Raw genomic sequence first — 20,011 nt, 5'->3', positions numbered from 1 at the left:
CCATGCAGACGTGGCGACGAACCCTCCGACACCTCTGGCTTGACGCCGGTGATGCGCGCCGCGCCTTGACGCCCTCAGGCTTGAAAAGGCTGGAAGAGGCCGTACGGCAGAGCGAAATACACCACCGTGGCGAATTGCGTCTGTGCGTGGAAGCAAGCCTTCCCCTGCCCCTGCTCTGGCGAGGCATGTCCGCTCGCCAACGCGCGATCGAGGTGTTCAGCCGCCTGCGGGTCTGGGACACCGCACAGAACAATGGCGTGCTGATCTATCTGCTGCTGGCGGACCGCCGCATCGAGATCATCGCCGACCGCGGCCTCAGCGAACACGTCAGCAAGGCCCAATGGCAGGCCATGGCCGACACCTTGGGAACCCAGCTGGCACAAGGTGCGTTCGAGCAAGGCATGCGTGGTGCGATTGCGGAGGTCGATGCCCTGTTGAGACAGCACTTCCCGGCCCATCAGCATGAGCTCGATGTCAATGAATTGCCTGACGCCGTCGTGCTGATGTGAGCGAAGTGCGGCGCCCAGCCGCATTACCATCTCGGTCGATCAGCAGGAAAACCCACATGACAGCCAGCAGCAAGCCGATGAAGACGGCCGACATCGAGACCTTCTTTGCCACCTTGCAGGCGGCCAACCCCCACCCGGAAACCGAGCTGGAGTACAGCACGCCGTTCGAGCTGCTCACGGCGGTCCTGTTGTCCGCACAAGCCACCGATGTAGGTGTCAACAAGGCCACGCGCAAGCTGTTTCCTGTCGCCCATACGCCCGAGGCCATCCTGGCGCTGGGCATGGACGGGCTGTGCGACTACATCAAGACCATCGGGCTGTACAAAAGCAAGGCCAAGCACCTGCTGGAGACCTGCCGCATCCTGATCGACGAGCACGGCAGCCAGGTACCCCAGACCCGTGAAGCGCTGGAAAAGCTGCCAGGCGTAGGTCGCAAGACGGCCAACGTGGTGCTCAACGTCGCTTTTGGTCAACCCACCATGGCGGTCGACACCCACATCTTCCGACTGGGCAACCGCACCGGGCTGGCCACCGGCAAGACCCCGCTGGAGGTTGAACTCAAGCTGCTCAAGCGCATCCCTGCGCCCTATATGCAGCATGCTCACCACTGGCTGATCCTGCATGGACGCTACATCTGCCAGGCACGCAAACCCCGTTGCTGGGAATGCAGCGTAGCCGCTCAATGCACATTCAAAGACAAGACAGCCGCCCCTCAGGCCTGAGCAGCAAAGGCCTCGCGCACCGTGGGGTAGCGCAGTTGCAGGCGCAACTCGGTCTTCAGGCGCTGGTTGCGCAAACGGCGTGACTCGCTCAGAAACGACATCTGCATGGGCGACAGTTGCTGGCGCGCTTCTGCCCTGCTGAGCCGTGGGGGGTGATCCAGACCCGCCAGATCAGCGACCAGATCGAAGTAATCACCCATCGGCAAGGTCTGGTCGTCACAGACCTGCACGACGCGGCCGGGGCGACCACGCCACAGCGCTGCCAGACAGGCCCGGGCCAGGTCATCTGCGTGGATGTGGTTGGTGTAGACATCGTCAGCCGCTTGCAGCACAGGGGCCCCTCGTCGCACGCGGTCACGCGGGTCGCCCCCCTCTCGGTCCAGGGCATAGATGCCGGGGATGCGCAACACGCAGCCACGGGCACCACCACCCCACTGTCGAACGGCCTGTTCAGCTGCCACACGCCGGCGGGCCCGATCCGTCTGCGGCGCCAGCGCGCGGGTTTCGTCCACCCATTGACCTTGCGCGTCGCCATACACCCCGGTGGTACTGCCATAGACCAGCGCCCGCACCTGCCCTCTGCGGGCGAGGGCTCGCAACAGGTTGACGGTGCGCGGGTCACGGTCGCCGGTGCTGGGCGGCGGCGCCAGGTGCACCACACGTTGCGCCAGCCCGGCCAGTCGCCCCAGGGTACGGGGGTCATCCAGATTGCCCAGCAAAGGCACGAGCCCCTGCGCCCGCAGCGATACCTGGCGCTCGGGGCTGGAGGTCAGCGCCAGCACACGTGTGTGAGGTGTCACCAGGCGGGCCAGACGCTGCCCGACATCACCGCAGCCAATGATCAAAATGCGGGTGCGGCGAAAGCGAGCGGGGCGAAGCATGCTGAAGTTGCTCATCAGGCTGGAGGGAAAGCGGTGCGGTGAGGGACAATAACGCCGCGATTGTCACCCCTGTCGAGATTGTTCATGAGCTTTTCCGTCACCATCGAACCCAGCGGCCGCCAGTTCACCATGCAGCGCGACCAGACCGTGCTCGGCGCCGCCATCGATGCGGGCGTCGGCCTGCCTTACGGTTGCAAGGACGGCGCCTGCGGTTCCTGCAAATGCAAACTGATCGAGGGCCGCGTCATCCACGGTGCCCACCAGACCAAGGCCTTGAGCCCCGAAGAAGAGGCGGCCGGCTGGGTCCTGACCTGCTGCGCCACCCCACAAACCGATCTGGTGCTGGAATCCCGCCAGGTGGTGTCCGAGGGCAACTTCCCCATCGTCAAGATGCCCACCCGCGTGACCAGCCTCACCCGCGTGGCACCCGACGTGATCGTGATGCGCCTGCAATTGCCGGCCACGCACAGCTTCGGCTTCCGTGCCGGCCAGTACATCGAGTTCATCCTCAAGGATGGCAGCCGCCGCAGCTACTCGATGGCGAACGCGCCGCACACGCTCAGTGACGGCATCGAGCTGCACCTGCGCCACATGCCGGGTGGCAAATTCACCGATCACGTCTTCGGTGAAATGAAAGAAAAGGAAATCCTGCGCGTGGAAGGGCCTTACGGCTCCTTCTTCCTGCGTGAAGACAGCGACAAGCCCATCGTGCTGCTGGCATCGGGTACAGGCTTCGCACCGATCAAGGCCATCATCGAGCACATGGAACACCAGGGCATCACCCGCCCGACCGTGCTGTACTGGGGCTGCCGCAGCAAGGCGGACCTGTACCTGAACGACTGGGTCGAACAGGCCGTAGCACGCCTGCCCTGGCTGCGCTATGTGCCCGTGCTGTCAGAAGCCAAACCTGAAGACCTGTGGAGCGGCCGCACTGGCTTCGTTCACCAGGCGGTGCTGGACGACCTGCCAAGCCTGGCTGGACATGAGGTCTACGCCTGTGGCGCACCGGTCATGGTGCAGGTGGCCCAGCGCGAATTCACCGCCCAGGCTGGCCTGCCCACCGAATGCTTCTATGCCGACGCTTTCACCAGCGAAGCCGACAAGCACAGCGCCTGACGCCTTTCACCCTCACAAGGAGCCCCGTTCATGTCGTCTTACGACCCTCAGAACATCTTTGCCAAGATCCTGCGCGGCGAAATTCCCTGCATCAAGCTGCATGAAGACGAGCACACGCTGGCCTTCATGGACATCATGCCGCAGACCGAAGGCCACGCCCTGGTGATCCCGAAGGAGCCGGCCGTCACGCTGTTCGAGCTGTCGGACGCCGCTGCAGCAGCCTGCATGGCCACCGTGCGCAAGATTGGCAATGCCCAGAAGAAGGGCCTGGGCGCCGACGGCGTGGTGCTGATGCAGCTCAATGGCCCGGGTGCAGGCCAGACCGTGCCGCACTTTCACATCCACGTGATCCCCGGCTCGCTGGCTGACCTGCGCAAGCCGCACGCCACCCACATGGCTGACACGGCCCATCTGAAGACCCTGGCCGAGAAGATCATCGCGGCGTTGTGAACGCCGCCCTGCCCTCAGGTCAGGCGCCCAGGTAGGCCGCCTGCACCTGTGGGTTGTCCAGCAGCTCCTTGGCGGGCCCGGACAGCACCAGTTCACCCGAATCAAGCACATAGGCGCGGTCGGCCATCTCCAGTGCGCGGAGGGCATTCTGCTCAACCAGCAGCACCGTCACCCCCATCGACGAGACCTCACGCACCACCTCGAAAATCTGGTCGACCATGATGGGCGCCAAACCCATGGTGGGCTCGTCGAGCAGCAGCAGCCTGGGCTTGGCCAGCAGGGCTCGCCCCATGGCCAGCAGTTGCTGCTCCCCGCCCGACAAGGTCCCCGCCAACTGGCGATGCCGCTCCTTCAGACGCGGGAAACGCCGGTAAACGGTGTCGATGTCGGACTCGATATCCTTGTCCTTGCGCAGGTAGCAGCCCATGCGCAGGTTCTCGTCGATCGACATGCGGGCGAAAATGCCGCGGCCTTCCGGCACCATCACCAGCCCCTGCTCAACCAGGGCCCACGGGCCTTGTCCGGCAATGGGATGCCCATTGAAGCGGACCTCGCCAGACTGTGGCGCCAACAGGCCGCATATGGCCTTCAAGGTGGTGGTCTTGCCAGCGCCGTTGGCGCCAATGAGGCTGACCAGCTCGCCGGCATACAGGTCCAGGTTCAGATTCTTGACCGCCTGGATGCCGCCATAGGCGACATGCAACTGGCGCACGGACAGCTGCGGTTCGGTCAGCTCGTCCACCTCGATGCTCACCGACATCGACACTGAAACATCCACGGTGCTCATCTCGTCCTCTTCACGCTGCAGTCGGCTGGTGGGCCGTACCCAGATAAGCCGCGATCACAGCCGGATCACGCTGCACCTGAGCAGGCGAGCCCGATGCAATCAGCCTGCCCTGATCCAGCACGGTCACATGGTCACACAGCCCCATCACCAGCTTGACGTCGTGCTCGATCAGCAGCACGGCGCGCCCCTGGGCGCGGATGCGCTCGATCAATTCGCGCAACTGCAGCTTCTCGGTGGCATTCATGCCGGCGGCTGGCTCGTCCAGCGCCAGCAGTCGCGGCTCGGTCGCCAGCGCGCGGGCAATTTCCAGCCGACGCTGGTCACCATAGCTCAGGGTACGGGCCGGGTGCTGAGCCTTGTGCTCCAGCCCCACAAAGGCCAGAAGCGCGCGGGCATCACGGGTGATCTGGTGCTCTTCGCGCACAAAGGCGGGGGTGCGCAACACCGCCTGCCACCAGCCCACGCGGGTGCGCACATGCCGGCCAACCCGCACGTTGTCGAGTACCGACATGTCGGCAAACAGGCGGATGTTCTGGAAGGTCCGCGCAATACCCGCCTTGGCCACCTCATGGACCGCGGTGGGCTTGTAGGCCTGGCCATCCAGCTCGAAGCGGCCTCCGTCGGAGGGCACCAGGCCGGTGATCATGTTGAAGAAAGTCGTCTTGCCGGCGCCATTGGGGCCGATCAGCCCATGGATCTGGCCTTCAGGGATGGTCAGCCCCACGTCAGAGAGCGCCTGCACCCCGCCGAAGCGCTTGGACACCCCACTCACTTGCAGCAAAGCGGTGCTCATGCGGCCTCCTTGTCGGATGCGGCTGCAGCCAGCTGATCCTCATGGCGCGGCGAGGGCCACAAGCCACGAGGCCGCGCCAGCATGATGCCGATCATCGCCAGCGCGATGAGCAACTGACGCAGGATGGCCGCATCCAGCCGGCCATCTGTCATGGCTTGCAAGGGGCTCGCCACATAGCGCAAGACCTCGGGCAGCGCTGCCAGCAGGAACGCCCCCAGGATGACGCCCGGGATGTGGCCCAGCCCGCCGAGCACGACCATGGCGACGATCATCACCGACTCCTGCAAGGAGAACGACTCTGGCGACACGAAGCCCTGGAACGAGGCAAACAGCACCCCGCCCACGCCGCCGAACATGGCGCCCAGCCCGAAAGCCAGCAGCTTCAGGTTGCGCGTATTGAGCCCCATGGCTTTGGCAGCAATTTCGTCTTCGCGGATGGCCATCCAGGCTCGCCCCAGACGCGAGTTCTGCAGGCGCAGACACACCACGATGGCCAGCGCGACGATCAGCAGGAACAGGTAGTAGTGCAGGGTCACTGGCTCGATGGTCATGCCCCCTACGTGCAGCCGCTCGCCCAGGTTGATGCCGAACACACGGAAGGGATCGATGCTGCCGATGCCCTTGGGGCCGTTGGTGATGTTGACCGGGGCATCCAGGTTGTTCATGAACACGCGGATGATTTCACCAAAGCCCAGGGTCACGATGGCCAGGTAGTCACCGCGCAGTTTCAGCGTGGGCGCACCCAGCAGCACACCAACCACCCCGGCCAGCGCAGCCCCCAGCGGAATCGCCACCCACACCGGCCAGTGCAAGCCATTGGGAAACAGCGCAGCCACGGCCGGCAGGTTGTCGGTGAGATGCGGCGAGGCCAGCAGGGCAAACAGATAGGCACCGACCGCATAGAAGGCGACATAGCCCAGGTCCAGCAGGCCAGCGAAACCCACCACGATGTTGAGCCCCAGTGCCAGCAGGATGTAGATCAGCGACACATCGAGGATGCGCACCCAGGCCTGGCCCTGGCTTTGCAGCACCAGCGGCAGCACCAGCAGCAGGGGCAGCACAACGGTAGCGGCGCCCCATTTGTTGTTCTTGTTGAGAATCAGCATGTCGAGGCTCCGGTCAGGCGCGGTCTGCCACGCGCTCGCCCAGCAGACCTTGCGGACGCAAGGTCAGCACCAGAATCAGCACGGCAAAGGCAAAGATGTCCTGGTAGTTGCTGCCCAGCACCCCGCCGGTCAGATCACCAATGTAGCCGGCCCCCAGTGCTTCGATGACCCCCAGCAGGATGCCGCCCAGCATGGCGCCGGGCAGGTTGCCGATGCCCCCGAACACGGCGGCGGTGAAGGCCTTCAGACCGGGCAGGAAGCCCATGGTGTGCTGCACCGACCCGTAATTGGCCGCCCACATGACGCCAGCCAGCGCTGCCAGCGCAGCACCGATGACAAACGTGGCAGAGATCACACGGTCGGGGCGCACCCCCATCAGTTGGGCTACCTTGGGGTTTTCTGCCGTGGCCCGCATGGCTCGGCCCAACCGGGTGCCATGGATGAGGGCCATCAAGCCACAAAGCGTGGCAGCCGACACCACCAGGATCAGGATCTGCACCAGATTGGTGGTGGCGCCCATGAACTCGATCGGGTCATCGGGCAACAGAATAGGGAATGGCTTGTAATCAGGCTTCCAGATGATCATGGCCAGCGTCTGCAACAGCAGCGACATGCCCATGGCCGTGATCAGCGGTGCCAGCCGGGGCGCGTTGCGCAAAGGCCGGTAGGCGAGCTTCTCGATCACGAAATTGAGCACCATGCAGGCGACGATGGCCGCCAGCAGGCCGATCAGCAAGATGACCCAGCCAGGCCAGCCGGTCGATTCCAGCGAGGTGACCACGCTCCAGCTCACCAGGGCCCCCACCATGAGCACCTCGCCGTGCGCGAAGTTGATGAGGTTGATGATGCCGTAGACCATCGTGTAGCCCAGCGCCACCAGGGCATACATGCTGCCCAGCACCAGACCATTGATCAGTTGTTGAATGAAGATATCCACGTCGCACGCACATGCAAAAAGCCCGCCACATGGCTACCGGGGTAGCAGGCGGCGGGCCGGTTTCGGACGAGCCAGACCGGATTATCGGCCAGGCTCACCCCGGTTCAGAACAAGGATGGCAGACGCAGGCTGTCTGCGACCATGCGGATGATCTTCTTGCGCGCTTCCGTGTAGGGCGGGAAGAACATGCGGGCCATCATCACCGGGCCGGACTTCAGCACCCCACGCTCGTGCGAGAAGGTCTTGAAACCAAAGTGGCCGTGGGCATTGCCGATGCCGGAATTGTTGACCCCACCAAACGGCAGGTTGCCGTGCGCATAGTGCAACAGGCAGTGGTTGATGGCCACGCCACCCGAGCTTGTTTCGGTCAGGATGCGCTGTGTGTTGGCCGAGTCCCTGCTCCAGATGTAGAGGGCCAGCGGCTTGTGGTCGGCATTGATGCTGCGGATCACCGTCGTGAGGTCGTCGAACTCGATCACCGGCAGCACCGGGCCGAAGATTTCCTCGCTCATGATGCTGGCTTCCGCAGGCACCCGGTCGATCAAGGTCGGGGCGATATAGCAACTCGCGGCATCGACATCCCCGCCCATCAGCACACGGGCCCCACGGTCCTTGGCGTCTTGCAACAGGCCGGCAATGCGCTGGGTATGGCGCTGGTTGATGATGCGGGTGAAGTCACGGCTGGCGCGTTGCGCATCGGGGGTCTGGCCGTAGCGTTCGGCCACCACCTCGCGGCATGCCTGCACGAATTGCTCCTTGACGGCACGGTGCACATACACGTGGTCGGGCGCGACACAGATCTGGCCACTGTTGACCAGCTTGCCCCACATCAGGGTCTCTGCTGCCAGACGCACATCGGCCGTCTGGTCCACGATGACCGGCGACTTGCCGCCCAACTCGAGGGTCACACTGGTCAGGTGACGGGCAGCCGCCGTCATCACGATCTTGCCGACGGCAGGCGAACCGGTGAAGAAGATGTGGTCAAACGGCAGGTCGAGCAGCACCTGTGACGTCTTCAAGGCCCCCTCGAACAAGGCGACCTCGTCCGGTGCAAAGGTATCGGCGATAACCTCGGCCATCACCGTGCTCACCGAAGGGGTCATCTCGGACGGCTTGAGGATGACCGTGCAGCCGGCCGCCAGCGCCGACACCATCGGGCCGAAACACAGGTTGAGCGGGAAATTCCAAGGTGCCACGATGAGACTGCGCCCGCGCGGCTGGTACTGGATCCAGGCGCGCGTCCCCACCGTACCCATGGTGGGCCACACACGGGTCGGCTTCATCCACTTCTTGAGGTTGCCAATGGCATGACGGATTTCGTCGAGCACGGGCATCAGCTCGGTGGCATCCACCTCGGCAGAGGGCTTGCGGTAGTCTTTTTCAAAGGCCGCGTAGAAATCATCGCGACGCGCCAGCATGGCTTCGCGCAGCTTCTTCAGGCGCTCAATGCGCTCTGCCGCGGTCGACTCACGCCACTTCAGTGCCGTGGCCAACTGGGCGTCAAAAACCTGGCGAATCGCGGCGGGATCCGATTCCCCGATCTGGGGATCGACCACTTGCATCAAAGGTCGGTTCATGCCTGTTCTCCGTCAAGTCCGTGGAAGGCCCGCACTCTGGCGGGACAATGGTGGGCGGGCGCGAATTCTGCCATCTGGAAACAGAAATTCTCACAATAGGGCGATTGTGCCTTGACCTTACAAACAAGCAGGTGGCCTGGACGTCCGCATCTACCCTAGGTCATCTGGATTGCATTCAATATGAAACAACTCGAATTTGAACTCCGCGGGGAGTTCATCCCCCTCGACAGCCTGCTCAAGGCCACCGGCCTCGCCGACAGTGGTGGACGCGCCAAGACCATGGTCAGCGAAGGCATGGTGCAGGTCGACGGTCAACCCGAGTCACGCAAGACGGCCAAGATCCGCGCCGGGCAGGTCGTGACGGTCGACAACGTACGCATCTCAGTTGTGACCGAAAAACCTAGGGATTAGCCCAATAGGCAAAACCCGAACCCCAGGGGAAAAATGGAAGGCTGTCCGGAGACCCAAAGCATGTCGAACATCTACGAACAAGACCTTCCGCGCAACGACGCCAACTTTGCTCCCCTCACCCCGCTCTCTTTCATCGAGCGCACAGCCGCTGTCTACCCGGACAGGCTGGCCATCATCCATGGCGAATTCCGCCAGACCTGGGCTGAAACCTACAAGCGCTGCCGCCAGCTCGCCAGCGCGCTGAGCCAGCACGGCATCGGCCTGGGCGACACCGTGGCCGTGATGCTGCCCAACACGCCCCCGATGGTGGAGGCCCACTTCGGCATCCCGATGACGGGCGCGGTGCTCAACACCCTCAATACCCGCCTCGACCCGGAAGCCATTGCCTTCATGCTGGACCACGGCGAGGCCAAGGCACTGATTGTTGACCCCGAATTCAGCGGCGTGATCGCCAAGGCACTGGCCCTGCGCGAAAGCAAGGCCCCGCTGCTGATCATCGACACCGAAGACAGCCTGTACACCGGCAAGAGCCAACCCGTGGGCAGCATGAGCTATGAAGCCTTCCTCGCCCAGGGCAATGCCCACTTTGTGTGGCCCTTCCCGGCCGAAGAGTGGCAGGCAATCAGCCTGAACTACACCTCGGGCACCACTGGCAACCCCAAAGGCGTGGTCTACCACCACCGCGGCGCAGCCCTGAACGCCATCTCGAACATCCTCGAGTGGGACATGGCCAAGCACGCTGTCTACCTGTGGACATTGCCGATGTTCCACTGCAATGGCTGGTGCTTCCCCTGGACGGTCGCCGCGCGCGCTGCTGTCAACGTGTGTCTGCGCCGTGTTGACCCGAAAGCCATCTTCGAAGCGATCCGCGACCATGGCGTCACGCACTACTGCGCTGCTCCGATCGTGCACAACGCCATGCTGAGTGCACCGGACGACATGAAGAAGGGCCTGACCCACACCGTGAAAGCCCTGGTCGCAGGCGCTGCACCACCCGCCGCCATGATCGAAGGCATGGAAGTGATGGGCATCGACCTGACCCATGTGTACGGCCTGACCGAGGTGTACGGCCCCGCCACGGTGTGCGTCAAGCACGACGAGTGGCAGGACCTGCCCGTGGGTGAGCGCGCCCGACTCAATGCCCGCCAGGGGGTGAATTACCACCTGACCCGCAATGTGGATGTGCTCGACCCGCTGACCATGAAGCCGGTGCCGCGTGATGGCGAAACCATGGGCGAAATCATGTTCCGCGGCAACACCACCATGAAGGGTTACCTGAAGAACCCCAAGGCCACGGCAGAAGCCTTCCATGGCGGGTGGTTTCACACCGGTGACCTGGCCGTCATGTACCCCGATGGCTACGTGAAGATCAAGGACCGCAGCAAGGACATCATCATTTCCGGTGGCGAGAACATCTCGTCCATCGAGGTGGAAGACGTACTCTACCGCCACCCCGCCGTGATGGCTGCTGCGGTGGTCGCCAAGCCCGACCCCAAGTGGGGCGAAACGCCCTGCGCCTTCATCGAGTTGCGCCCCGGTGCATCCGTCACGGTGGAAGACATCGTCGCCCACTGCAAGGAGCACCTGGCCGGCTTCAAGGTTCCGCGCGCGATCGTCTTCGGCGAACTGCCCAAGACCTCGACGGGCAAGATCCAGAAATACGAACTGCGCAAGCAGGCTGGATCAACTCAGGCCATTGACGCCTGATTGTCTTGACCGCAAGGTCGCGACCACCTGAGGCAGGCGCGCCAGACGCGCGCGCCACTCCTCAGGCAGCCCCTCGTTACGAAGCCACGCCCGCGAACGTCGGTAACTGACCCGACTGGAACCGTCTTCAGCCGCCTCGACCACCAGTTGAAGTGGGAGCTCAGGCAACGGTGCCTGAACCTCCTGAAGCATGGGCGTGTGCCCGTCTTCCGTGCCCAGAACCAGCACGGCGGCCTTGGTGTCGGTGGCCGCAGGTTTGACCTCGGCCACCACCGCCAGCCCGCGCCGCTCTGCGGCACGCCGCAAACGACGCACGGTTTCCTCGGCAGAGAGTGGGCTCGACAGGGTCACCCAGTCATCAGGTTCCCGTGCGCCCTCTTCTCGCTCAGTAGCATCGGCCCCGCGGCCAGCCACCAGCAGCACCAGGGCCATGCACCCTGTCATCCAGCAACGTTTCACTCGCATCGCTTGCCCTCCAGGTGAAGCAGTGAGACTCCGGCCTCGCCCGGAAGTTCAACACAAGGATGTTTCGGGGCGTAAAACGACTGCGGTCCGAACGGAGGAGGTGTGGCAGGGGGATGCCACAATCTCCCCCGCAGGGCCACCTGCCTGTGAAGTTTCAAGCGATGTAAGACACCCATGACTGGATTGAAAAAAGCTGGCTTGATAGCCGCCATGGTGCTCGGGGCACTGGTCATTTCTGCAGCCATCGTGATGGGGCGTGATGCTTTCACCACGGGCACAGCGCAGCCCGCACAGCAGATGCCCTGGGAAGTGAAAGCCCTGCCCGGTGGGAGCAGCCAGGTGCTGGGCCTGACCTTGGCAACCATGGCTGCCGCCCCCGCATCTGGGGCCACTGAGGTGAAGCCCAGCACCCTGGCGGATGCCCAGCACCGCTGGTCATCCGACTTTCAAATGGCCGTAATCGCGGCTCCGGGTGAAACGGGCACCCTGGAAGCCTATGTCGAAAGCGCCTCCATCGGACTCATCACAGGTCGCCTGGTCCTCACCGCGCACGCCACCGATGCCCAGATCCAGCTCTTTCGCGAACACGCCGTGAAAGCTGAATTCATGGAAAGCACCACACGCAAGTATGTGCTGAGCACTGCGGACCAGGTGATGGCCCTTCAGGCACCCATCATTGCCGTGGGCTTCATCCCTTCAGCACATCTGGATGCGGCCACCATCGAGGCCCGCTTCGGTGCCCCGGCGCAGAAGCTGAGCGGACAAACCAATCTGGAGTACTGGCTGTACCCCGACAAGGGCCTGAGCGTCACAATCGACCACAAGGGCAAAGAGTTACTGCAGTACGTGGCCCCGGCCGAGTTTGATCGCCTGCGCAAGCCCCTTCAGAACATCAAGCCTGCTTCTTGAACTCCGCGTTGAGGGCGTCGATCTCGACGTCCTTGCGGGCCCACAGCTCATTCAACCACTCCTGCACGGCGCCGCGTTCGGCCGCCGAGCCATCCTTGGGCAGCAGATGCTCGGGAATCTTCACCTCGTGCACCCGCACCACGATTTCGGGAATGTGGCCGGTCATCAGATCGGTGAATGTCGGCACCCCCTTGGGGTAGATCACGGTGACGTCGACCACCGCATCGAACATGTCGCCCATGGTGGCCAGCGCCATGCCGATGCCGCCCGCCTTGGGCTTGAGCAGGTGACGGAAAGGCGAGCGCTGCTGGTCATGCTTGGCCTGCGTGAAGCGGGTGCCTTCGGCAAAACTGATCACCGACGTCGGGATCACCCGGAACTTCTCGCAAGCCTGGCGGGCCGTCTCCAGATCTTTTTGCGCACTGGAACCACCCTTGCGCTTCATGAACGGGAAATCCAGCGCCCACCAGGCCAGGCCGACCAGGGGCACAAAAATCAGCTCGTACTTGATGAAGAACTTCAGGAAGGGGATGCGTCCGCTGAACACCTTCTGCAGAACCAGGATGTCAACCCAGCTCTGGTGATTGCAGGACACCAGATACCAACCGCGTTTCTTGAAGCCATCGGCACCCTGTACGTCCCAGCGCGTGTGCCCGACCGCAGCCATCCACCAGAAATTGCAGCTGTTCCACCAATGCCCGATGCCGGCGATGATCGGGTCGAACACCATGCGTACGATCCGGAATGGGAGCACCAGTTTCAACAGTGCGAACGGCATCATCGATGAGAAGCCGATGGTGGTGGTCACCACCAGCAACAGGGAAACAGCGGTGGCCTTCAGTACATCAAGAATCCGTTTGAACATGGCAAGTCTGGTGGCGAAATCAGGGCTGAAAAAACAGGAACAGCCGAAGGTCAGATTATGTGCACAGATGTGCAGCAATTCAGCCCCCTGGCTTGCGTGAGATCGTTCACACCAGTGTGATGGACCCTGGGTGAAGCCCTGAACACCGAATTCCGGACGCGGCGTAAGGTGAAGTCGACTCTGTTGCCACGGCCAAGGACGATCCATCATGCAGGCGCTCCAACTGTCTCCCGCGTTTGACTCCCCCTCGGAAAGCCCTTGCGAGATGCCGCCACCCGCCGTCGAGCACTGGCAACAGTGGCAGACGCTGGAAGCCAATCTGGCGACCTTGCTGCTGGAACCCTACCGCTGCCCCACCTTCATCACCGACATCGCGACCTGCGCGGCCACCTTGCTCAGCCTGACGGCCCGCGACCCCGATGTCGCGATCTTCCACATGGTGCACACCACGCCGGAGAAGATGAACCGCTACGGGGTCATGCACGCCATGCACACGGGCATGCTGCTGGCCTTGATCGGCCTGCGCAAGGACTGGGGGGATGCGCGCAACATCAGCGCCATCAAGGCGGGCCTGACCATGAACATCTCCATCACGGCCTTGCAGGTTGAACTCGCACAGCAGGCCGGGCCGTTGACACCTGAGCAAAAGGTGGCCATTGATGCCCACCCACTGGGCAGCTGGAAGATGCTGCATGACCTGGGGGTGACCGACGAAGAATGGCTGATCGCGGTGGCGCAACACCATGAGCGCCCAGACGGCAAGGGCTACCCGCAAGGCCTGACCGAAGTGCACCCCCTGGCCGACGCGATCCGGACCTGCGATGTGTTCGGCGCCAAGATGAGCCCTCGCGCAGGACGGGCCCGCATGCCCACACCCCGCGCTGCCGCCGAGATCTTCCGCCAGCGCAGCGCCGGCTACTTCGGCGCCACCATCATCCGCGAGCTGGGGCTCTATCCACCCGGCTGTCTGGTTGAGCTGTGCACAGGCGAACAAGCCATGGTCGTGCAGCGCCACCGTGACCCCCATACGCCCGACGTCGTCGTGCTCAGTGACACGCAAGGCCACGCCCTCGCCAGACCCTACCGGTGCCAGACCACACGTACCGGCGGTCACCTGATCATCGGTGCGGCACCAGACCAGAGTTGGGGGGCGCTGTTCGGTCCAGAGGACATCCTCAGCCTGAAGTAACGCCCTTCAGGCACCACAACAGGAGGCCCCATGATCGCCAACCCTCGATCTCTCTGGACGGCCCGCTTCCTGAGATTGATGGCGGTGGCACGCTATCGATTCATCGTCGAGCTCACGCTCATCTTCCTGGCGGTCTGGGTCGGCTGCGCCGCCCTGGTCTATCTGTTCGAGATCGGCCACAGCCAACGCATCCACACCTTCACCGGCACGGTCTATGCCCTGCTCGTCACGATGACGACATCCGGGGACTCGGCCGTGGCGCCGGTCACACTGGGCGGGCGCATGGTCATGGGCTTCGCCCTGATCGTGTCCAAGCTGCTCACGGCACTGCTGTGCGCACTGGCTGCCGCGGTGCTCATCGAACGCAAGGTTCGCGAAGACATGGGGCTGAAAATGCACAAACTCCATCAACACATCGTCATCATCGGCTGGAACCTCAAAGGCCCGCAGATCATCCAGACCTTGCGTCGTGAAGCGGACATGCAGCATGTGCCCATCCTCATCATGGCCGACATGGACCACAAGCCGGTAGAGGACCCCACCGTGCTGTTCACCCGGTCGCCGTATCCGGCACGTGGGGACGCCATCGACCGTGCCGCACTGGACCAGGCTGCCACCATCGTGGTGCTCGCCAATTACGCCGAAAAGCAGAATGCCGATGCCTTGACAGCGGTGAACTGCCTGCTGGCGCGCCGGGTCAACCCGCGAGCCCGCCTCATCACGGAATTGCTCGACCCCAATCAGCGGCTCTACCTCGAAGCCGCCGGGGCCGATCTGGTCGTGGGCATCGGGGAAGTGGGTGGTTTCCTGCTGGCAGAGGCCACGATTGGCAACGAGCAAGCTCGGCAACTGCTCAACTATGTCGCCGAAGCGGGCCGTGCCAGCGCCCCGCCCGCGGCACCCACAGCCGCCGCAACGCAGCCCCCTGCCGGGCAGCCTGCCGCTTGCGCCAAATAGCCTGTCAACCACCAGGCCCCGCCGAAAGCGTTACCCTTGGCGCTTTGTCGTCTCGCGGAGCCCTTTTGTGCTGAGCTGGTTTGAGCGTCTGGTCAACCCCTATCCGGACCAGTCCCCCCGGATTCCCCCCACCGGTTTCCTGCCCTTCGTCTGGGCAGGCACGGCAGGCTTGCGCCCCTATCTGTTCGGCATGACCCTGCTGACGGCCCTCATTGGCGCCTTCGAAGCCCTGTTGTTCAGCATGCTGGGCAATGTGGTCGACTGGCTCAGCCACGTTGCACCTGCCGACCTGTGGACCGCCTCGCGTGGCAAGTTGCTGCTGTTGGCGGGCGTCTTGCTGGCCAGCCCGCTGGCCGTGGCGCTGCAGACCTTCATCAAGCACCAGGCCCTGGCGGGCAACTTCCCGATGAAGTTGCGCTGGCAGTTCCACAGGCTGATGCTCGGCCAAAGCATGTCCTTTTTCCAGGACGAGTTCGCCGGCCGTGTGGCCACCAAAGTCATGCAGACCGCCCTGGCGGTGCGCGACACCTGCTTCATCGTGGGAGACATCCTGGTGTTTGCCACCATCTATTTCGTCACCATGACCGCCGTGGTCGGGCACTTCGACCTCTGGTTGATGCTGCCCTTCCTGGGCTGGCTGCTGCTCTATGGCCTGTCGGTGGCCTATTTCGTGCCGCGGCTGAGTCGGTCTGCGAAGGCGCAGGCGGATGCGCGCTCGCTGATGACCGGGCGCATCACGGACGCCTACACGAACATCGCCACCGTCAAGCTCTTTTCGCATGGCCAGCGCGAGGCCGGCTACGCTCGCTCTGCCATGCAGGACTTCATGCAGACGGTGCACCGGCAGATGCGACTGGTCAGCGGCTTCGAGATCATCAACCACACCCTGAGCATGCTGCTGATTCTCGCCACGGCGGGCTTGTGCCTGTGGCTGTGGACCCAGGGGCAAGTGGGTATCGGCGCGGTCGCCGCTGCCACCGCCATGGCCTTGCGCCTCAACGGCATCTCGCACTGGATGATGTGGGAAATGGCCAACCTGTTCGAGCAGATCGGCACCGTGCAGGATGGGCTCAACACCCTGGCGCGGCCGCCCAAGGTGCAGGACCGCCCCGATGCCCACGCCCTGACCGTGCGCCGCGGCGACATCCGCTTCGACAACGTGAGCTTTGGCTACGACAGCGACCGCGAGATCATCCAGCACCTGAACCTGCACATCCGCGCCGGCGAGAAGATCGGCCTGGTCGGACGCTCCGGCGCCGGCAAATCGACCATCGTCAACCTGCTGCTGCGCTTCCATGACATCGAGCATGGCCGCGTCTTCATCGATGGGCAGGACATCAGCGGTGTGACGCAGGACAGCCTGCGCCAGCAGATCGGCATGGTCACGCAGGACACTTCGCTGCTGCACCGCTCGGTGCGGGACAACATCCTGTATGGCCGCCCCGACGCCAGCGATGCAGACATGCTGGCAGCCGCACAGCGGGCCGAAGCCGATGAATTCATCCAGACCCTGTCCGACCCCAAGGGGCGCACGGCCTATGACGCCCACGTGGGCGAGCGTGGCGTGAAGCTGTCAGGCGGCCAGCGCCAGCGCATTGCCATCGCCCGCGTCATGCTCAAGGACGCGCCCATCCTCCTGCTGGACGAAGCGACCAGCGCACTTGACTCGGAAGTCGAAGCGGCCATCCAGGCCAGCCTTTACAGGTTGATGGAAGGCAAAACGGTGGTGGCCATTGCCCACCGCCTGTCCACCATCGCTGCGATGGACCGCCTCATCGTGCTCGATGAAGGACGCATTGTGGAAGAAGGCGACCACGCCACCCTGCTGGCCAAAGGCGGTTTGTATGCCCGCCTGTGGGCCCGCCAAAGCGGTGGTTTTCTGGGTGAAGCAGCGTAACGAGAATCACTCGCACCCCATTTGTTGACGAAACGCAAAAGCGCCGCATTTGTGACGTTTTTGATATCGCCAAGACCGCTGCTGGTAACGACAATAACCGCTGCCTACCCCCCTGGGTATCTTTGCCAGAAACTGGAGAAATACACATGACCTCTCGCCGTCAATTCATGATGACCGTTGTTCCCGCCGCTGCCGCGCTGAGCATGATGGGCCGTGCTGCCCACGCTGCCGACAAGGCCACGGAAACCGAACCCGCAGCCGTGGGTCTGGGCTACAAGCTGGACGCCACCAAGGTTGACGCCAAGAAGTTCCCCACCTACAAGGCTGGCAGCAACTGCGGCAACTGCAACTTCTTCCAAGGCAAGGCCGGTGATGCTTTCGCTGCCTGCCCGCTGCTGGGCGGCAAGCTGGTGTCGGGCAAGGGCTGGTGCTCTGGCTACGCCAAGAAGGCCTGATCCCTCGGTCTGAGCTCTCTACAGCAGGCGCGGTCTCTCACGCAGGGACCGCGCCTGTTTCATTTGCAGGGCTATAAGCCTGCCGCCACGGCGTGAACGCTTCGGCTGTCATCGGACGAGCGATCCAGTAGCCTTGTGCCTGCTCGCAACCCAACTCACGCAGCAGACTGGCTGCCTGCTCGGTCTCCACCCCTTCCGCGATGGTCTCCAGCCCCAGGCTGGTCGCGATCTGGATGATGGCCCGCACGATGGCCATGTCTTCCTGGTTGCGCGCGAGTTCGCGCACGAAGCTCTGGTCGATCTTCAGCTTGTTGACGGCAAACCGCTTCAGATAAGACAGGCTGGAATAACCCGTCCCGAAGTCGTCAATCGCCAGTTGCACACCCATGGCGGTGAGCGCATGCAAGCGCCCCTGCACCGCGTCAGGGTCCGACATCAACACCGACTCGGTCAACTCCAGCTCCAGCGCCCATGCCGGCAGGCCGCTGGCCGATAGCGCGGCCTGGATGGTTTCTTCCACATCGCCACGCTGAAACTGCACGGCAGACAGGTTCACGGCCATGGTCAGGTCGCTCCAGCCTGATGCGTGCCAGCGGGCGGCCTGCAGACAGGCCTCCTTCACCACCCATTGGCCGAGCGGCACGATCAAGCCGCATTCCTCGGCGATCGGGATGAACTGCGACGGTGCCACCATGCCCCATTCCGGATGCTGCCAGCGCACCAGGGCTTCGACACCCAGGAGTCGCCCACTGCGCAGGTCGATCTGCGGCTGGTAGTGCAGCACGAATTGCCCGCAGTCGAGCGCCTTGCGCAAGCCATTGCGGATATGGAGGCGATCCAGGGCCTCCGCATTCATGCGCTCATCAAAGAAACGGTAGGTGTTGCGCCCTTCCGACTTCGCCCGGTACATCGCAGTGTCCGCCTTCTGCAGCAGCGCGTCGAAATCCTCGCCATCGTGGGGGAACATCGCGATCCCGATCGATGCGGTGGTCACCAGTTCATGCCCTTCGACATGGATAGGTTGCTGCAAGGCTTCCACCAGCTTGCCCACCACAGCCGAGACGCCTTCGGCGTCATGGACGTCCTTGAGCACCAACAGGAACTCGTCACCGCCTTGTCGGCCCACCGTGTCGACCTCGCGCACCTGCTCGCGCAGGCGGTTGGCCACGGTCTTCAGCAGCACATCCCCTGCCGCATGCCCCAGGGTGTCATTGACCGACTTGAAGTTGTCCAGATCAATGAACACCAATGCCGTCAGGCGTTTGTAGCGACGCGCATGGGCAATGGCCTGCACCATGCGGTCACGTGTCAGGTCCCGGTTGGGAAGCTGGGTCAGGGCATCGTGATAGGCCAGAAACTCGATGCGGGCCTCAGCCTGAACGCGCTCCTGGATTTCCTGATGCAGACGCTGGTAGGGCGTGCTCACGCTGGTCACGAAAACCGCCCTGTAGATATAGAAGTAGGCGATGATCTTGTAGACGTGGCCCAGCAGCATGTAGACGTCGTGCACGCTGGCGTACTGCATCAGGCAGATTTCAGACAGGATCGTGATGAGCGACGCCGCACACAATTGCGTGGCGCTGAACAGTTCCTGCGAGCCTCTTGACCGATAAAAGCCCCAGGCCGCCAGCGCAGCCAGAGCCACCACCCCAGCTTCAGCCCCCACCTTGAAGGGGGTCAGCCCTTTGCCCTCGACAAACAAGGCAGGCCAGGCATGGGGAAAGTACAACTGCACCACATAGGTCAGCACCGACAGCACGATGGCCACCACCAGCATGCCCCAGCGGGCTCGCTCGGAGCGCAAGGGCAACACGGGCCGCCAGGCTGCCAGCATGAGCGTCAGCACCGAGATGTAGCGCGCAGCCAGCCAGAAGCGGATGGCCTTTTCCGGATCTGCCGGTGTGATGAAATCCGGCATGCCCTTGTAGGACAAGGTGTGTCCGAAGTCGACCAGCCCGACAGCCAGGAAACCACAGCCAATGAGGGTGATGGTGCCGGGCTGCCCAGGCACCCAGGCATGCCAGGCAATGAAGAAAACCAGGAAGGCAGCCACGATGGCCACAAACTCGGTCACGGTGTGCAGCGTGAGCGGAAACACACTGCCCGTGTGTGCACCAAACAGCCAGTCAGGCACCAAGGAGCAGACCACCAGCAAAGCCGTCAGCGCCCCCAGCAAAGGCCATGGGAGCCTGTCATTCAGCGCAACGGCAACAGGGGTTTCGGAAGAAGTCGTCATGCCCAGCGGTCATATCCTGTCGCATGTATCGACAGCCAACGC

Annotated in this window: 20 protein-coding genes; 11 read left to right on the top strand and 9 right to left on the bottom strand. The window is 63.3% G+C overall.

The annotated features are described in order from the left end of the window. Positions 1-2: 2 nt before the first annotated feature. Positions 3-509, top strand: a complete 507-nt coding sequence (locus ACE3PH_RS05460) for a TPM domain-containing protein (protein WP_374316985.1) — start codon at positions 3-5, stop codon at positions 507-509. A 77-nt stretch (positions 510-586) separates the two neighbouring features. Continuing rightward, positions 587-1,231 (top strand): endonuclease III, encoded by a 645-nt coding sequence (gene nth / locus ACE3PH_RS05455; protein WP_374317275.1) that lies wholly within the window; start codon positions 587-589, stop codon positions 1,229-1,231. Here the strand turns inward: nth and ACE3PH_RS05450 are convergent. After that, a complete protein-coding gene (locus tag ACE3PH_RS05450; protein WP_374316984.1) occupies positions 1,222-2,112 on the bottom strand; it encodes an SDR family oxidoreductase in 891 nt (296 codons plus the stop codon). The genes nth and ACE3PH_RS05450 overlap by 10 nt on opposite strands. An 84-nt stretch (positions 2,113-2,196) precedes the next feature. Between ACE3PH_RS05450 and ACE3PH_RS05445 the strand changes: the two genes are divergently transcribed. Both ACE3PH_RS05445 and ACE3PH_RS05440 read left to right on the top strand, forming a co-directional pair. After that, positions 2,197-3,228 carry a CDP-6-deoxy-delta-3,4-glucoseen reductase gene (locus ACE3PH_RS05445; RefSeq protein WP_374316983.1) on the top strand — a complete coding sequence of 344 codons (1,032 nt, stop codon included), beginning with the start codon at positions 2,197-2,199 and terminating at the stop codon, positions 3,226-3,228. 30 nt (positions 3,229-3,258) lie between these two features. Beyond that, positions 3,259-3,678 (top strand): HIT family protein, encoded by a 420-nt coding sequence (locus tag ACE3PH_RS05440; RefSeq protein ID WP_374316982.1) that lies wholly within the window; start codon positions 3,259-3,261, stop codon positions 3,676-3,678. A 19-nt stretch (positions 3,679-3,697) separates the two neighbouring features. Here ACE3PH_RS05440 and ACE3PH_RS05435 read toward each other — a convergent pair whose 3' ends face one another. The 5 genes from ACE3PH_RS05435 to ACE3PH_RS05415 form a co-directional block, all read right to left on the bottom strand. Next, entirely contained in the window at positions 3,698-4,438 is a 741-nt protein-coding gene (locus tag ACE3PH_RS05435) for an ABC transporter ATP-binding protein (protein ID WP_374317274.1), read from the bottom strand. Positions 4,439-4,475: 37 nt separating this feature from the next. After that, a complete protein-coding gene (locus tag ACE3PH_RS05430; protein ID WP_374316981.1) occupies positions 4,476-5,258 on the bottom strand; it encodes an ABC transporter ATP-binding protein in 783 nt (260 codons plus the stop codon). Then, positions 5,255-6,364 (bottom strand): branched-chain amino acid ABC transporter permease, encoded by a 1,110-nt coding sequence (locus tag ACE3PH_RS05425; RefSeq protein WP_374316980.1) that lies wholly within the window; start codon positions 6,362-6,364, stop codon positions 5,255-5,257. The genes ACE3PH_RS05430 and ACE3PH_RS05425 overlap by 4 nt, the downstream gene beginning before the upstream one ends. A 13-nt stretch (positions 6,365-6,377) precedes the next feature. Then, positions 6,378-7,301 carry a branched-chain amino acid ABC transporter permease gene (locus tag ACE3PH_RS05420; RefSeq protein ID WP_374316979.1) on the bottom strand — a complete coding sequence of 308 codons (924 nt, stop codon included), beginning with the start codon at positions 7,299-7,301 and terminating at the stop codon, positions 6,378-6,380. A gap of 104 nt (positions 7,302-7,405) precedes the next feature. Continuing rightward, positions 7,406-8,878, bottom strand: a complete 1,473-nt coding sequence (locus ACE3PH_RS05415; protein WP_374316978.1) for an aldehyde dehydrogenase family protein — start codon at positions 8,876-8,878, stop codon at positions 7,406-7,408. Between the two features lie 180 nt (positions 8,879-9,058). On the opposite strand from ACE3PH_RS05415, the gene ACE3PH_RS05410 reads away from it, so the two are divergent. Together ACE3PH_RS05410 and ACE3PH_RS05405 are read left to right on the top strand one after the other, a co-directional pair. Further along, positions 9,059-9,289, top strand: a complete 231-nt coding sequence (locus ACE3PH_RS05410; RefSeq protein ID WP_374316977.1) for an RNA-binding S4 domain-containing protein — start codon at positions 9,059-9,061, stop codon at positions 9,287-9,289. A gap of 60 nt (positions 9,290-9,349) precedes the next feature. Beyond that, on the top strand, positions 9,350-10,996 hold the full coding sequence (locus ACE3PH_RS05405; RefSeq protein ID WP_374316976.1) for an acyl-CoA synthetase: 1,647 nt from the start codon (positions 9,350-9,352) through the stop codon (positions 10,994-10,996). On the opposite strand, the gene ACE3PH_RS05400 is transcribed toward ACE3PH_RS05405, so the two are convergent. Beyond that, positions 10,973-11,428, bottom strand: coding sequence for a hypothetical protein (locus ACE3PH_RS05400; RefSeq protein ID WP_374316975.1), 456 nt, complete (start codon positions 11,426-11,428; stop codon positions 10,973-10,975). The genes ACE3PH_RS05405 and ACE3PH_RS05400 overlap by 24 nt on opposite strands. Positions 11,429-11,635: 207 nt before the next feature. On the opposite strand from ACE3PH_RS05400, the gene ACE3PH_RS05395 reads away from it, so the two are divergent. Next, the gene (locus ACE3PH_RS05395) at positions 11,636-12,370 is read left to right on the top strand and encodes a hypothetical protein (RefSeq protein WP_374316974.1); all 735 of its coding nucleotides are present in this window, start codon (positions 11,636-11,638) and stop codon (positions 12,368-12,370) included. Here ACE3PH_RS05395 and ACE3PH_RS05390 read toward each other — a convergent pair. Next, positions 12,354-13,235, bottom strand: a complete 882-nt coding sequence (locus ACE3PH_RS05390; protein WP_374316973.1) for an acyltransferase — start codon at positions 13,233-13,235, stop codon at positions 12,354-12,356. The genes ACE3PH_RS05395 and ACE3PH_RS05390 overlap by 17 nt on opposite strands. Before the next feature lie 208 nt (positions 13,236-13,443). On the opposite strand from ACE3PH_RS05390, the gene ACE3PH_RS05385 reads away from it, so the two are divergent. The 4 genes from ACE3PH_RS05385 (at position 13,444) to ACE3PH_RS05370 (ending at position 17,733) form a co-directional block, all read left to right on the top strand. Next, positions 13,444-14,424, top strand: coding sequence for an HD-GYP domain-containing protein (locus tag ACE3PH_RS05385; RefSeq protein WP_374316972.1), 981 nt, complete (start codon positions 13,444-13,446; stop codon positions 14,422-14,424). 30 nt (positions 14,425-14,454) lie between these two features. Beyond that, positions 14,455-15,381, top strand: a complete 927-nt coding sequence (locus ACE3PH_RS05380) for an NAD-binding protein (protein WP_374316971.1) — start codon at positions 14,455-14,457, stop codon at positions 15,379-15,381. A 67-nt stretch (positions 15,382-15,448) separates the two neighbouring features. Beyond that, on the top strand, positions 15,449-17,278 hold the full coding sequence (locus ACE3PH_RS05375) for an ABC transporter ATP-binding protein (protein WP_374316970.1): 1,830 nt from the start codon (positions 15,449-15,451) through the stop codon (positions 17,276-17,278). A gap of 146 nt (positions 17,279-17,424) precedes the next feature. After that, the gene (locus ACE3PH_RS05370; protein ID WP_374316969.1) at positions 17,425-17,733 is read left to right on the top strand and encodes a high-potential iron-sulfur protein; all 309 of its coding nucleotides are present in this window, start codon (positions 17,425-17,427) and stop codon (positions 17,731-17,733) included. Positions 17,734-17,770: 37 nt separating this feature from the next. Here ACE3PH_RS05370 and ACE3PH_RS05365 read toward each other — a convergent pair whose 3' ends face one another. Further along, on the bottom strand, positions 17,771-19,969 hold the full coding sequence (locus tag ACE3PH_RS05365; RefSeq protein WP_374316968.1) for an EAL domain-containing protein: 2,199 nt from the start codon (positions 19,967-19,969) through the stop codon (positions 17,771-17,773). Positions 19,970-20,011 lie beyond the last annotated feature (42 nt).

This window comes from Aquabacterium sp., from assembly GCF_041909175.1.
Taxonomy (GTDB): domain Bacteria; phylum Pseudomonadota; class Gammaproteobacteria; order Burkholderiales; family Burkholderiaceae_C; genus Aquabacterium.
The sequence above is the reverse complement of the archived record's forward strand: the minus strand, read 5'-3'. Positions and strand labels throughout refer to the sequence as shown.

Coding starts and splice junctions, on each gene's coding strand:
- ACE3PH_RS05460 (WP_374316985.1), top strand. CDS start 3: ATGCAGACGTGGCGACGAACCCTCCGACACCTCTGGCTTGACGCCGGT.
- nth (WP_374317275.1), top strand. CDS start 587: ATGAAGACGGCCGACATCGAGACCTTCTTTGCCACCTTGCAGGCGGCC.
- ACE3PH_RS05450 (WP_374316984.1), bottom strand. CDS start 2,112: ATGCTTCGCCCCGCTCGCTTTCGCCGCACCCGCATTTTGATCATTGGC.
- ACE3PH_RS05445 (WP_374316983.1), top strand. CDS start 2,197: ATGAGCTTTTCCGTCACCATCGAACCCAGCGGCCGCCAGTTCACCATG.
- ACE3PH_RS05440 (WP_374316982.1), top strand. CDS start 3,259: ATGTCGTCTTACGACCCTCAGAACATCTTTGCCAAGATCCTGCGCGGC.
- ACE3PH_RS05435 (WP_374317274.1), bottom strand. CDS start 4,438: ATGTCGGTGAGCATCGAGGTGGACGAGCTGACCGAACCGCAGCTGTCC.
- ACE3PH_RS05430 (WP_374316981.1), bottom strand. CDS start 5,258: ATGAGCACCGCTTTGCTGCAAGTGAGTGGGGTGTCCAAGCGCTTCGGC.
- ACE3PH_RS05425 (WP_374316980.1), bottom strand. CDS start 6,364: ATGCTGATTCTCAACAAGAACAACAAATGGGGCGCCGCTACCGTTGTG.
- ACE3PH_RS05415 (WP_374316978.1), bottom strand. CDS start 8,878: ATGAACCGACCTTTGATGCAAGTGGTCGATCCCCAGATCGGGGAATCG.
- ACE3PH_RS05410 (WP_374316977.1), top strand. CDS start 9,059: ATGAAACAACTCGAATTTGAACTCCGCGGGGAGTTCATCCCCCTCGAC.
- ACE3PH_RS05405 (WP_374316976.1), top strand. CDS start 9,350: ATGTCGAACATCTACGAACAAGACCTTCCGCGCAACGACGCCAACTTT.
- ACE3PH_RS05400 (WP_374316975.1), bottom strand. CDS start 11,428: ATGGCCCTGGTGCTGCTGGTGGCTGGCCGCGGGGCCGATGCTACTGAG.
- ACE3PH_RS05395 (WP_374316974.1), top strand. CDS start 11,636: ATGACTGGATTGAAAAAAGCTGGCTTGATAGCCGCCATGGTGCTCGGG.
- ACE3PH_RS05390 (WP_374316973.1), bottom strand. CDS start 13,235: ATGTTCAAACGGATTCTTGATGTACTGAAGGCCACCGCTGTTTCCCTG.
- ACE3PH_RS05385 (WP_374316972.1), top strand. CDS start 13,444: ATGCAGGCGCTCCAACTGTCTCCCGCGTTTGACTCCCCCTCGGAAAGC.
- ACE3PH_RS05380 (WP_374316971.1), top strand. CDS start 14,455: ATGATCGCCAACCCTCGATCTCTCTGGACGGCCCGCTTCCTGAGATTG.
- ACE3PH_RS05370 (WP_374316969.1), top strand. CDS start 17,425: ATGACCTCTCGCCGTCAATTCATGATGACCGTTGTTCCCGCCGCTGCC.
- ACE3PH_RS05365 (WP_374316968.1), bottom strand. CDS start 19,969: ATGACGACTTCTTCCGAAACCCCTGTTGCCGTTGCGCTGAATGACAGG.